We start from the raw sequence: 14,462 nt of genomic DNA, 5'->3' as shown, positions 1-14,462 counted from the left end.
TAACCATGCGATTTTTTATGAAACCTGATTCGGTTCTTTTACGGTTTTTACAATTTCCCGAATCAACTGCTCATCACTGATGTTGTCTGACTGGCCGTGAAAATTGATCACAATGCGGTGCCTCAGAACGGGCACCGCCACATCCGCAATATCCTGGCAATTAACCGCAAAGCGATTGTCCAGAAGCGCGCGAACCTTGGCAGCCAACAGCAGGGACTGGGCGCCTCGGGGAGATGACCCCAGGGCAGCGTATTCATTAACCAATTCCGGGGCATAGTCACTGCCTGGCTGGGTGCCCATCACCAGATGTATGGCGTAGGTTTTGGCATGCTGTGGCACGGGCACCTGACGAACGATATTGCGCATATCAATCACTTCTGCACCGTCGGTGGCTGCGGTAATAACCGGCACTTCTCCACCGGTGGTTCTATCCAGAATGGTGTGGTAATCCTGCTCTTTCGGATAGCCCACCACGAGCTTGAACAAAAACCGGTCCAGCTGGGCTTCTGGCAGTGGGTAGGTGCCCTCCTGTTCCACAGGGTTTTGCGTGGCCAGAACACAAAACGGTTCTTCGAGTTTTATAGTGCGTTTGCCCACGGTTACCTGGCGCTCCTGCATGGCCTCCAGCAGTGCCGACTGAGTCTTGGGGGTGGCGCGGTTAATCTCATCGGCCAGAACCAGATTGGACACCAGCGGGCCTTCCTGAAATTCCAGCTCCTGACCACCTTCGGGAGTCTCCACCAACACCGAAGACCCCTGAATATCGGCAGGCATCAGATCAGGGGTAAACTGAATTCGGGAAAACTCCGTACCAACCGCTTTGCTGAGGCTGTTGACCAACATGGTTTTGCCCAGCCCCGGCACACCTTCCAGCAGCACGTGGCCTCCGGCAAAAAGAGCGGTCATCACACCATCGATTACCTCGTCCTGGCCGACCATCATTTCACACACCTGGCTTTTGATATCGGCGTAAATACTCCGAAAGCGATCCGCTGCGTCACGGGCTGCATCGACATCTTCCACAGAGTTTTCTGATTTCATGGATTGGATTCCTCAGTATTTTTACTTTCCGCCTGAGCGGCGGATTTCAAATAACGTTTATTCGATAAAAAGTAATTTTTAATCAGCGTTCGCTGCCACTGCTCGCTGACTTCAGGGGCCACTACCTGACCGGCCATCGCCCTTCTTTTGAAATAGCGTTGAGCCTGCTGGGGCTCTGTTGATAGTTGCTGGGGAGGTATTTTTTCCTGCTTGGTTTTAAAGCTGTTGGCGTTTGGCGTACCGGAAAAATAGTCTCGTGTTGGCACGCCAAGAATAAGCGAAGGCACTCCGCGACTTTTCTTAACACCGCCTTTGCCTCCCCTGAGGACGCTCTCCCTGTCAGGTCTGTCAAGGGGGATGGGTGGCAAGCCGAGGCCACCCGCTTCACGGCTGGGCGATGGCGTGCGCGTATTCAGAGATAATGAAGGTGCCGAAGATGTCTTTTGCTGAGCATTCTCGTCTGGCTCATTGTCCACATCGGTTGCTGTGGCCGGGTGTTCCCCGGTGCGGGTTTTGGCCGTATTACCAACCTTGCCCTCTGACTGTGTCCTGGATGATCCGCCACTTCCAAAACCGTTACCCGCATTGGCCAACAGCTCACTGCCCTGTGACGAAGCGGAGTTCTGTCTATTCCGACTTCTTGCAGGGCGGGGATTCCTGGAGCCCTCAGCCTGTTTTTTCGACTGGGCAGAGGCGACACTACCTTCTGAGCCCGCGCCGCTGTCGGCACCTGAAGAGCTGATCGCGCTCGACGATTTACTCGCAGTGGTATCGCTTGTTTGCAAACCACTGCCTGGCTGTGAGCGCAACTGCGCCGCCTCAGCAACCTCGCTCTCCAGGTTGTTGCTGCTCTGTCGAGAGGCCGGCTCCTGAGGTTCCGGGGAATTACCCAGCCTGGAAAGGGAAGATGTGCCCGTTGCCCAGCCCGAGGTTTCGGCCCCCGTCACATGGCTGACTTCATTGCCATTGACCCTGCTCCCCTGGCCTTGAGGCGTAATCAGAAAAGCCGTGAAAAACACCATGACAGCAGCCGCTGAACCCAGCCAGTGAGGGATACCCAGAACCGGTTTAACCGCCACCAAAGGTCGCAGGGAGGTGGTGTCCAGCTTTTGCAAGCTGCACTCAGCATCAACAATGGCAGCGCGAACAAACCCGCTTTTTTTGTCGGCCTTCAGAAACTCATCTGCAATCACCAGGCGACCGTTCAAACCCAGTTGGCGATCGCACAGATTCAGAGCCTGCAGCCGTGAGCTTTTGCGCAACCCCCTGGCAAGTACGCAACACAGATACCACACAACCAGCAGCGCCAGGGCAACCAGCAGCAGAGGCCAACCACGGCTCCCCCAACTGGCGCCAAACACACTGAGCACTCCCCAGGAAACAATGGGAAATACAAACAGCCAACGCAAGGCGGTGCCAAAGTACTGATGCAGGGCATTGTGCAGACGCCAGTTTCTGATTATCTGGCTACCGGTTTTCGCAAGGCCATTCAGACTGGTGGATATTTTCTGAAACTCGGCCCCACCCCGTTCAGGTGCACCACCCAAACTTTGCCCATCCAAGCTGTTTTGCGGGGTTTTCTCTGTCATCTTTCCAACTCGGGTACTTTGTGGGCTATGTTTTTCATAGCCACTTTGGCGTCGTCAATGCAGGCATTGAGCACCGGGGCGGTAAGAATTTTGTCCAGGCCAAGACGATAGTAGGGCTGGCTGGCCACCGCTTTATAACGGGCGTAGGCACGCCGATAACGTTTCTGCTGTTCGTACACCCGCCCCAGAGCCAGTGTGACCCGCAAGTCTTCCGGCCGGCCAAAAGCCGCCGACAACAGATACTCCCAAGCGGTTTTCAACTGACCTTGCTTATAGGCCTGAAGCCCCAGCTCTGCATAAATATAGTTGGTTAACTGGCCATCCAGCGCTGCACCGCTGAATGAAATCCCCAGTTTGCCGATGTCTTCGAGCAGTGGCAGTACGTCCGGCAGGTTCGACAGTTCAACAATATAATGGTGAGCCGTTTCTGCTCTGCGCATTTCCTGAGTGAGGTCTATAACCTGGGAGACGGCTTGATAGATGTCCTCCGAGCTCCGCCCTTCAGCCAGTAACCATTGAACCCTGAGTTCAGCCGCCTCTTTGCTCAGCCTCTTGTCCGGGTATTTTGACAGGTAACTGCGCAGGGCTTCGCTATCGCCAACCGTGCGGGCTTTAAAGTACGCCAGGTCTTCATAGGGAAAATCGGCAGCCTTAACCTGGGTCAATGCCAGGTAATTATTGGCATCATCGAACACAATTCGAAAGTGGCTCAACAGATTTATGCCAGACTGAAAACCCTCAGCAGCCGCCTTTACCTTGTATTTGTCGGCAAATTGCGCCGGCCTGAAGGCCACGTATTCGGAAAGGTTCACAGCCATTCCCGGCAGGGCTCCGGCAATCGTCACCGCACCAACGGTATTATCCGGGTAGTCAAACTGGGCCACCAGATTTGTGCCAATGTAACTGTCTTTGCCTCGGCTGCCGAGCAGCATGGAAGATTGTTCACCATTGGCCAGCACCAGCGGCAGAACAGGTACTTCACCCTGTTTAACCACAGGAGACAGCACCACATCTGCATTCAGGGACTGAATCGCGACTCCCGGTTGGGCATTTTCAATCGTGAGTTTTTTTTCAGCCAATTCCAGAGTGACACGGTATTGGCGCAACAGGCCGTAGCCGATTACGCCGGCCACTTTGCGCTCTTTCAGAATATCATTGTGAAGGCGGGATATTTCATCCAGTTCACGCTTATTCTCATACAGGCCAATATCGCTGACCGGAACCGACAACTGATTGTTGGTTTCATTCGTCAGGGTCAGCACACTGGCTTTGCCCAGGCCAAGCAAGCTGTGTGCAATACGGGCAAGAGACACGGTATCCGGTGACCCCAGATCCAGCAGCAGAGCCAACTCTTCCGGGTTGCCGTTATCTGCCGCCATATCCAGCGGCACAACCAGGTAGCCACCCGCTATTTCAACAGGTAACTGGACAGGGCCAGCCAACTCCTCCGCCGCCGTTACAGCGGCTGCCAATAAAACACACAAGAAGGCCAACACGTTTTGGTAAAACTGCAAAGTACGCATCATGGTTTAAGGGCGATTAACCATTTCTATCCATAAAAAAACAGGAAAATCACCCACCAACGAACAAACATCTCCAATTGGTGAGTGATTTAAGGTTGAAACTGCAATTACACCTGACAATGCCTCATCCCTGAGGCTTTCTGTTCCAGTGATCAGATTTCCAGATTTTTCTGAAGTGTCAGCGTAAAAGCGCGCCCTCTGGGGCGGGACAGAATTGAATCGAAATTCCCCAGATTGTCTTGACTTTCGATCGTGGGGGTAAGAATAAACTCCGACTGATCGTTGAAGAGGTTGGGAATGTTCAAGCCAAGCACGGTGCCCTGTAACCACTCAGGGGCAGATTCCATCCTGTCAAAATCATAGCGAACAGCCAGGGTCACCTCGTTGGCCGGGTTGACCACACTGGTGCCAGAAACGGGGCCATCGTCGGTAAAGCGACGAATTTCTTTCACCGTGCTGGAGGCATAAGTTTTGGTGATATCCGCTCTGACCGCCCCGTACTCCCAGCCCAGGCGGAACCGGGCAGTATGTTGGGGAATGGCTGTAAATGGAGCTTCAGTCATGGCGTCAGGATCGATAAACGCTACCCGTTCCACGCGATTGACCACCGCCGTTCTTGATGCAACAGAGAAGTCACTGCAATTAAAGCACTCCCCTGCTACACGAACTGAATCCGCTTTGCCCAGATAGCCGTAATTCAGATTGGCATCGAAATCACCCACAGCGGTTTCAAGCACGTTATAACTCAGGTTGAGATCCAGTCCTTTTGTGGCGGTCCGACCCAGGTTAAAGAGTCGTTGATCCTGAACCCAGAAGCCGCTCGCTTCATCAAACGTCCAATCCGGACGGCCTGGCCCAAATTCGAACAACTGATCAGGGTGATTAAAGAAAGCCCCAGGGTATGAGCCAAACCTTTCCGTCAGCTTGTTGGAATGAAGGTTTAGATCAAACATCAACTCCGGCAAAGCAGGGTGATTGATGTTTAACCCGATACTGACGGTTTCATTTTGCTCCGGCCCTAATTCAGGGTTACCGCCATCGATGCGCCTGGTCGGAAAGCGCTGGAAGTTACCGTCATCATCCCGGAAAAAGATGCTGCTACTCAGTAACCGGGTCGGCAGCACATACTGGCTAACACCTGGCAAGCTGTATGATGTATTTTTATTGGCGCGAAGTTGCATCCAGTCCACAGGGCGCCAAACCAGGCCCAGCGACCAGGAGCTTTCAGAGTCATCGATATTTCTTGGGATGATCTGATCTGGATTATCTTCATCTACCTGTTCAAACCCAAAAGAAGTGACCTCTTCATAACGACCGGACAAGATAATGTCCATACTTTTAATCAAAGGCAGATCTTCCAGTACCGGAATGTGTAACTCCCCTTTCACAAAGTCTGTGGTTCTTCTCAGGTTTTGCTCGAAGTTCAAACCAAATATCTGATTGAATGAAAACGGATTGATGTTATCTGAAGTAGTTAATGTGCCGCTTTCATCAAACAGGTCATTCTCTTCCTCACGGGTACCAATACCCCACAGGCTTCGCACAGTGCCCGCTGGCAGGGCAAACAGATCACCATTCACCGTCAACTCCAGGCTTTTATCCGTATTGTCACTGGCTGTGCGTGCCGAATCGGTAAGAATACCTTCTCGCAAGGCTTGTTCTGATTCAAAGCCCAGCAAGGGCGACAGGAACACATTGGGAGGGTTGGCAAGATCCCGGAATGGGTTTCTGTCAGAAGTGGAGTCCGGGTTGGTCAGGAAAAAGTCGATAGATCTCGATAAAAAGTCCCGACGTTCCCCCTGATTGTCGGAGTTACTGTAAGTGCCATCCAGTGCCCAATTCCAGCTTTCGGAAATTTTTCCATCAAAGCGGAATGTAAAACTTATGTCTTCCTTGTCAGTAAACCGCTGTGCGTCCGGCAAGAACGGAAATTCAGCTCTTATAACCTGGCGCCCGGGAAAGGGGTTCAAGGTATTGGCACCACCGATATCCAAACCCTGAGTGTTAAACTGAAGCACCTGGTTACTTTCAAAGGACATCGTGTCGCCAGGAGCGTAGCTCAAATCCGCAGAAAGATTGATGGTATCGGTTATTTGCTGTGTCAAATCAAAACGAATGGAATGTTGTTCACGGCCGGGGATCAAACTGAGCCCCGCTTCCGCCAATTCGCCAGCGACAGGATCACGCCCCACAAAATCCTGCAGTGACAAGGTGCCGCCAGAGCTCACCGGAAGCTGAGCGCGAAACACTTCCGTTCCGGGCACAGCACTGGGATCATCTGCTGCCACCGCATTGCCATTGGCATCCAGTGCATACAATGGAAAAGTCACATTGCCGTTACTGGTAAAGACAGAGCCCGCTTCAATGTTGCCGGGGCTCCCCGAAGGAAGAAGCCCCAGGGAATCGGGCCGGGTGCGAAAACGATTATCCCGCTGATCACCCAGCACATCTTCCTGCTTAAAATACTGGTAAGTGGTGGTCAGGCTACCGCTACCCCAGGAAAAAGTACCCGCCACAGAAACCGTGGTTTGCTCACCCCCTGCATCCGCCGGTGATACATGGGTTACATTCAGCGCCACCCCTTCATAGTCCTTGCGGGTAATAATATTGACAACGCCACCTACCGCATCGGCGCCGTAGATGGATGAGGCACCGTCAAGAATAAGCTCAACACGCTCAATCTGGGCGATGGGGAATTTGGTGATATCAACAACATCGCCAAATACACCACCGCGAGCAGTACGGCGGCCATTAACCAGAACCAGAGTGCCACGTTCCCCCAAGCCGCGGAGGTTTACACCAGCAGCGCCAAAAAAGTTCTGGGCGCCACCGAAACTACCGGCAAAGCCCGCGCCGTTTTCACTGGGAGCATCAAGGTTCTGTGGCAAGCTGCGCATAAATTCCGCAAAGGTGGTTGCACCGGTTCGGTCAATATCTTCACGGCTGAACGTAGTTACCTGGCGATCCAGTTCTCCGGGGCTGGTCAATAGCTGGGAGCCGGTAATCACCACCTCCTCACTGACCTCTATCTTCTTTCCCAGTTTGCCGTCGCCTGCCACCTCGCTTTCTGGCGCTTCAATATTGACATCATTTTCTGACACAAACTGGTAGGTAAGGCCACTGTCTTTCAACATAAGATTCAGCGCTTCCCGCAGGGTGTAATCACCCTTCACCCCTGCAACCAGCAAGGTATCTGAAACCGATTGCGGAACCGTAATCTGGGTTCCGGTCATCGCACCCAGTTTTACAAGCGCAGAACCGGCTTTTTGGGATTTGATGTCTATTTGAACCTTGTCATCTGCCCCTGCAAGCGCATGCGCACTCATCAACAACGACGCCGAAATCGCCAAAACCAAAGGTTTTCTGTTAATTTTCATTGACTTAGTAAGCATTACACACCCTCTTGTGTAGTTATTCGCTTTATATGACCGACAACAGCCTTATGCTGACTGCATGTCTACAGAACTAACGCACCACAAATAAAAACCCACACACTTGTGTGCATATTTTTTAGATATTTTTATTGATAGCTTATTCAGGAATAAGAAAGGATACAGATTACGGGGGGGGGATACACAATCAGCAATGGAGTCTAAAGAGTGGGGTTGGTAAGGCTCACGATGAAGCTACACTTACTGCATCAAAGATGCGATTTTGGAGTCATCAGGGTATTTTTTACGGAGAGCATTGAGGACCTCCATCTGGTACTCATCAGCCTCAATATCAGATAGCAATAAGTAATCCAGAATGTCTGTCGATTCCGGCTCGTAACTCAACAATGCTACATCCAGAAGATTCAGCGAACCGGGATCAATAAGAAAATTATCAGCCTCAGCAATTGCTTTGACAACAGGTAGATGGCCTTTAGACACCAGCAGATGCAGTATGGATATACCGGGCTCGCGCTGCTTATAAATATCAATACCTGCCTGCGAAAAACTGCTTACAGCTTCTTTGGCAATAGTGCCGTATCGATTTTTTATCAAATTCCTGAAGATGGCGTCTCCCATAGCCTCCCTGTTGACGCCTAGATCAATAAATCCAGACAGGTATTTATGATTATCCTGAGCAAGAATGTTTGAGGTCATAACATCAAGAAATGCGGGAACATTCATACCATCAATTATTGTGACATCGCCGAGAATTTCCATTCTCGCTTGCTCAAGCATATTCTCTGAATTAAGAATACTCCACGGCAAATCCCTGATAGTTTCCGGGTCAAAACCTTCGACAAAAGTAGCATTTTCAGAAGATACTACCTGATATAGAAGAAACACAGCCTCAATAGACCCTAAGGACAATAGAATCTCCCTTTCCTGAAAATTGAGCGACTGTTGCGTTTCATACCAATCAACAAGCTCTTTAGACAATTCGGCTACTTGATCACTATGCTCTATCGAACTTTCTCCAAGTCTACTCAGGCATTCCAAATACTCTTTTTCTATCTGCTTAAAACCAGCAGCAAGATCAGGCTTTATGCCTATTTTCTGTAACGTCTCCTGAGGACTGGAATATCCTTGATATCTATCCCTGTAAACTTCCAGTTGACCGATATGCGATAAAAACTCATCCTGGACATACCCCTCCTTTATCAGATTTTTTGCATTTTCGACAACCCACTGAGAAGGAAGAACAGACTCTTTCTCCAACCACCTCATGAAATCAAGCGCTTTTCCCGCATCAAATTCAGCGGTTCCCGACTGAAAGGAATAACGGTTAGACGACACATAAAGAAGCTGGTCGGCAACATTCCATTGCAAAACCGGAGAATCCATCACCAATCCCCGCTCCACCATAAATTTGATTTCATCGTACTCTTGGGTAGCCACCAAGCGCTGAATCACATCTTTATAAAAGTCAGGAATCAGGTGGGCTTTGGAAAAATCTACCTTATCAAAAATCAATTTAAAGCCATCCAGGTACTGCCGCCGCCTTTCCTTCCCATTTTCAGGGACAGGAATAAACCCCGAAGCATCATCAGCCGTAGCCTTAACCCCATATTCCTTCAAAAGATGATTAAACGCTTTAAAATCAATATCCACCAGGCTCAAAGTCGACGAAGGCGGCTGCAGTACCGCAACAAGGCCACTTCTGGATCCATCAAAATATCCATTGCGCATATCGTCCGTTATCATCTCAAACTTTTTACTTAAATCCTTCTCTCCTCTTATTTCCCATTTTTTATCGCTATCTATCGGCAATCTATCGCCATACAGGTGTTCGACAATAAATTCATCGTATACCGATTGAGCCCCAATGCTGGACAGCGCAATATAGATATCTTCAATTGAAGTTCCGGTTTTTGATGCCGTTAAGACACTATGCAACAAGCCTTGGCCGTTTTTTTGAGAGAGAATTTCTTTGCAAGAGGAAAAACTGGGGGGCGAAGCCAGAAGAATAGCTAATTTATCCTGAGGGAAATTGGAAACTTTTTTTATTTTTCTGACTGCAGTAAAAGGCTGCTCTGCCGGGGGAAAATCCAAATCAATATCCCTGGCAATTCCACCTGTTTTTTCATGACTGCCCAGCCCACCCTTTTCAGACAGATAAATCACAATTACCACTATTAAAACAGACAAAACAAGACCAATCAGTACGGCTTTCCCTTTCATCTTTGTATCCAATTCCTTCTGTTAACAATTATTTAAGAAGAAAAACCCAGACCCTCATTGCGAGCGCAGCGACAAGTCTATGATTTGGGCAACCGGCAGGTTGAGCGTAGCGTACAATCAATTCAGCATTTTTCAAGGCTTTGATTTCCGTAATACAGGCGCCGGATCGCCGCGCTCGCGATGACAATTTTTTCAGTATCGGCACCTTCCACCAGAAGAAAACCAGCTGATTCACTTCTGTTTCAGATTTTTCTGTACCTGAAGTTGCCTTATATGTGCTTTGACTGTGCATTTACTGCCTTTATCCCCAAATCCAGCCCCTTCAAAAAGTCATCATTATTATTTTTCTGCAACCAGCTCAGAATCTCTCTGTGATAATCATCCACCGGAACCTTTGTTTTGAGCAAAGATTCCAACAGCAGAGAATCGCTCGGTCGATAGGTTAACAACGCATAATCAAGGATATTCAGGGAATCATCATTTACGCCAAGGCCTTCAGACGCCTCGGCGAGATAGATAACCGAATCGTAATCTTGCAATTCCGCCAAAGATAACATCAGCATTTGATAAGAAGCGCCATACTTTGAAAAATCAAGGCCCAGATTGAGCACCTTCTTGAAGTAGTCAATTCGTGACTTTTGACTGAACTTATACTGCGAAAAAGCCAACAAAAAGGCTTTCTCTATGTCAGTGACATCTATATCCAGCTTTACTAGAGCCTCGATAATGGAACTGTCGATTCGCCGAATAGAATCATCAAGCAGAAACGGCAAAAACTGCGGATCACCAACCTCATAGAGTTCAACATCACCTTGTGCAACAGACTCGTATATTGCGTCTCCGAAGCTGCCATAAGACTTGTATTTCCCTATAGCATCAATCAGTGGCCGGAAGGCTAACAACTTGTCACGATCCGGATGGCCTTGTTTTGGGTATTTGAATGGCAACAGCTTTCTGGACTTTGCCAACAGAGAGGCGTCCACCTTCCTTTCACTGGAACCGGCGGAACGTTTTTCCTGAAGCCAAGCATTAAATTTTTTCAGCGTATTTCTGGAAAGGTCAACTTTCCCCTTAGAATAATCACTTGAAACCTGATAACACTCGTTACGAAGAGAAATAGCATTCTGCACACCCGCCTGCAGGTAATAAGGCGTTAATTTTTCATCATATCGATTTATTACCTCTTCAGGTATGTCCTGATAGCTGACATGAGACAGTCGCTGCGCTTTAGTAGCGTACTCTACAAGTGGGCTATCTCTATAATAATTCAAGTATTTTCCCGAAGTAGGTATGTTTTTTTCAGCTAACCAATCAATCGCCCTCTTCGATTCAGCGTTTAATTTTCCTGAATAGGCATCTATCAGATTATTTCCCAGATCCCAACCGTATAATGGAGAATAAAAAACCATGCCTCGATCGTAAAAAAAATCAAGCAGTTCCAAATCATTATTCTCAAAAGGGATCATCAAAACAGATTTAGCACCAAAATGATGGGCACCGGAAAAGTCCGCATCTTTGTATATCCGCATAAACTCTTTTGAAAACGCTTTATAGCCATTGCCACCTCCATCTATTTCATTCAAAATCTCCTCAATAGCAGAGTCTGACATAACAAATTCATCACTATTTAGCTCTGTAAAAAATTCATCATTCTTTAAATATTTCGATAGTTTTTTTTTGTCTTTTTTTGATAGCCGCAATTTTGACGTCGAATTGATATGGCCATATACGCTATTCAGTAATAGCATCTGCCTCATTCCAGGAAAATGACCATTTTTATCTTTCCCGCCCACCAGGTATTTTCTACCTTCATACCCTTCCAACTCCATACCTCCATAACCAGGGAATTTCTCGGCAAGATAGACATCCAGATATTCATGATCTGGCAGTGTCATCTCAGTTGAAAGCAGCTTCTTTGACAGTGAAATAACATCCTTTGACTTATAAAAATTCTCCATGCAAGAAAAATACATATCCATAGAACGTTTCTTGCCTGAGGACATTGAAACAGACATAAACTCAGATGGCACATAAAAGAAAGGAGACAGACTATAGGCATGCTCTTTTTCTTCTACGCCCAAATTACTAGGTCTCATATCATCTGTTTCATAAAAATCATACGAAAGAACTTCATGCAATATTTTCTGCTTGTAATCGTAAGGAAGAAAAACCACCAGAAGCCCCAACAACAGTATTATCAATACAGTTTTTTTCATATCCATCAATCCTTTCCACAACTTACATGAGCATCATCACATATAAAAAACCATGTTTACCCACTTCATTAATATTTATATATTAAGATGGCACGCCTGACATTTTAATTTGATCTCTAAGTTAACCCATTTTAAAATTCCAAATAAACACAATAAATAACAGTTTATTTAAGGAAAAAACATCAGCCACTTTAAAATCAAATAATTAATTTTACCAATTTATTTCGTAACTAAAATATGCCCCAACAGAGCACCTATCAAAAAGCATGTCAACACCTTTAAAATCTTCAACTACCTTTGAATATAATTCCTTATTTTTTGAAATTAATATAATTCTAAGGACTTTAGAATCTAAATCGTAATCGTATGTATAGTTATGTTCTTCATTTTCACGAATATCTTCATAAACAACCCTTGGATCCCAACCCCAAAAAGAGTACAACTCCATATGAACTTTTGCGGATCCATATGTATACATGCGTAACCGAAAATACATATCATCATTTTCATACCTCGTAAACACCGTACTTGTTCTACCTCCCCAAGGCCCGGCCGACAAATTACCAGATTTAGTCGCCGACAAGACTGGCATCGAAAAAGAAAACCCCACCAACAAAACATAAATTAAAAATTTTTTAAAATTCATAATGAGCTCCACATATCTTCTGAGTTGATTTCAAATAAAACGGAAAAATGGCTTTAGCGCTAAGAGCAGCAAAGCAGCAATTTCTATTCACGGAATATCAGGATGATCAAAAACAAGAGACTGCCCGGCCTGAACATTATTTCTTGTTTCTTCCACACCATCCGGCCATTGGATTTTTAGCTCGTCCACTTGTGAGTTACTGCCCAAACCAAACACTTGCACCAAGGGATTTTGCGAGGTGAAGTTACTGCCAATTATTACTTCTCTCATTTGCGTGGTTTGGCCGATGGTTGCGTAAATTCTCGCCCCGGCTGCCGCTGTATTGGGTGCCAGACCATTCAGCTTTACTTTCAGGTAATTATTGCCGGTGGAATCGTTGCGGTAATAAGAAGCGGAATTCATTGAATCGCGGTGTGTCTGAAAAATATCCACATCGCCGTCATTATCAAAGTCTGCACAGACAACACCGCGGGCATTTTGGGTGTCATCCAGGCCAATATCGTCGGCCATATCATCAAATTTGCCATTGCCATCAGACACAAACGCTCGGGTCACATCGTCCAGAAATAATGCAGGCCGGGCCCAGCCGTTGGTTTGATAGATATCCAGGTCGCCATCGTTTTCAAAATCCATAAAACAGCTGCCCCAGCCCCAATCACCCGCCCTGACACCAGCACTGTCGGTCACATCGGTAAAGGTGCCATCGCCCTGGTTCTGGTACAGACGGTTGCCAATCCAATCCGGGTCGATACTTGGCCGGTTAATGGCTGAAACGAACCAGTCCAGGTCGCCATCGTTGTCGTAATCCGCAAAGGCTGACCCCATGCCATTGTTGTCGGTTATCACGTTTGTATCGGTACTGTTGATAAAGCTGCCGTTGCCAATATTCAAAAAATATTGCGTGACATTAAAATCAGCCACTACCGCAATATCCGGCAACAGATCGTCGTCAAGGCGGGCAAAGGTCGGGGTAAAACTGTAGTCAAAATTGTCATCCATGCTCGGCTGTGTGGTAGGGGCGATAATGCCGGGGGATATTCCCGCCTGCTCGCTCACACTGACAAATTGAATGGTGTTGTTGGTACTATCGTTGCGCCACAGGTTTTGGGTATCACCGGGGTCAGAGGCATCTCGTGGGGTTCCCCAGTGAGCGAGAAACATGTCCAGGTCGCCATCTCGGTCATAATCACCAAAAGCCGCCGAGATTGTATTGGTACCCGTGAGAGCATCCAAACCAGCACTATTACTTACGTCTGTGAATATGCCATTGCCGTTATTTTGAAAAACAAAAGAAGCTGAGCCCAGGGTGCCGCCAATAAAAAGGTCCAAATCGCCGTCGCCATCCATATCGGCGAAGGTGGGGCCACTCAAGCGCGCATTTTGAGAATTGGGCAGGGTGTAATCCAGCCCGGCAGCGGCAGCCATATCGGTAAAAGCACCGCTGCCATCGTTGTTATAGAGCCGGTTCGGCCCGATGTCTCCACGAACAATAAACAGGTCTATATCGCCGTCGTTGTCGTAATCACCTGCGGCTACACCGCCTGAAAAATCTTCAACCGCCAAATCAAAACCTGACGTAAAAGGCACATTGTAGCCATGCTGATAAGCAATGCCGCTACTGTCTGTGGCGTCAGTGAAGCTGGCGTTTGCGGGAGCTGGTGTAGTGGGAGGCGTGACTACTGTGGGTGGCGGCACGGGGCTATTACTGCCACCATCACCACCGCCACCCCCACCACATGCTTGAAGTAAAAATACCAAAACTCCAACCACGTAAAGAAAATAACGCATGCTTACACCACCCTCGATTCAGATTTATGTGGAAATTTTTATTTGAA

General features: G+C 47.8%; 9 protein-coding genes. All 9 read right to left on the bottom strand.

Annotated elements, in window-relative coordinates; genetic code table 11:
- Positions 1–15: 15 nt before the first annotated feature.
- Positions 16–1,041 carry an AAA family ATPase gene (locus tag QSV34_RS03160; RefSeq protein WP_289151916.1) on the bottom strand — a complete coding sequence of 342 codons (1,026 nt, stop codon included), beginning with the start codon at positions 1,039–1,041 and terminating at the stop codon, positions 16–18.
- Positions 1,038–2,630: a hypothetical protein gene (locus QSV34_RS03155; RefSeq protein WP_289151915.1), complete on the bottom strand. Its 1,593-nt coding sequence runs from the start codon at positions 2,628–2,630 to the stop codon at positions 1,038–1,040. Before QSV34_RS03155 ends, QSV34_RS03160 begins: the two co-directional genes overlap by 4 nt.
- Positions 2,627–4,156 carry a tetratricopeptide repeat protein gene (locus tag QSV34_RS03150; RefSeq protein WP_289151913.1) on the bottom strand — a complete coding sequence of 510 codons (1,530 nt, stop codon included), beginning with the start codon at positions 4,154–4,156 and terminating at the stop codon, positions 2,627–2,629. Before QSV34_RS03150 ends, QSV34_RS03155 begins: the two co-directional genes overlap by 4 nt.
- Before the next feature lie 149 nt (positions 4,157–4,305).
- Complete coding sequence (locus QSV34_RS03145) at positions 4,306–7,479, bottom strand: TonB-dependent receptor (RefSeq protein ID WP_289151912.1); 3,174 nt, start codon at positions 7,477–7,479, stop codon at positions 4,306–4,308.
- Positions 7,480–7,785: 306 nt separating this feature from the next.
- Positions 7,786–9,765: an ankyrin repeat domain-containing protein gene (locus QSV34_RS03140; RefSeq protein ID WP_289151911.1), complete on the bottom strand. Its 1,980-nt coding sequence runs from the start codon at positions 9,763–9,765 to the stop codon at positions 7,786–7,788.
- Positions 9,766–9,793: 28 nt separating this feature from the next.
- Positions 9,794–10,057: a hypothetical protein gene (locus QSV34_RS03135; protein WP_289151909.1), complete on the bottom strand. Its 264-nt coding sequence runs from the start codon at positions 10,055–10,057 to the stop codon at positions 9,794–9,796.
- Positions 10,035–11,981 (bottom strand): hypothetical protein, encoded by a 1,947-nt coding sequence (locus tag QSV34_RS03130; protein WP_289151907.1) that lies wholly within the window; start codon positions 11,979–11,981, stop codon positions 10,035–10,037. The genes QSV34_RS03135 and QSV34_RS03130 overlap by 23 nt, the downstream gene beginning before the upstream one ends.
- A 211-nt stretch (positions 11,982–12,192) precedes the next feature.
- Positions 12,193–12,627, bottom strand: coding sequence for a hypothetical protein (locus tag QSV34_RS03125; RefSeq protein ID WP_289151905.1), 435 nt, complete (start codon positions 12,625–12,627; stop codon positions 12,193–12,195).
- Between the two features lie 87 nt (positions 12,628–12,714).
- Entirely contained in the window at positions 12,715–14,415 is a 1,701-nt protein-coding gene (locus QSV34_RS03120; protein ID WP_289151903.1) for a CRTAC1 family protein, read from the bottom strand.
- Positions 14,416–14,462: the final 47 nt, after the last annotated feature.

The organism is Porticoccus sp. W117, from assembly GCF_030341905.1.
Taxonomy (GTDB): Bacteria; Pseudomonadota; Gammaproteobacteria; order Pseudomonadales; family Porticoccaceae; genus SCSIO-12696.
Note: the sequence above shows the minus strand (reverse complement) of the source record. Positions and strands in the feature narration are given on the sequence as shown.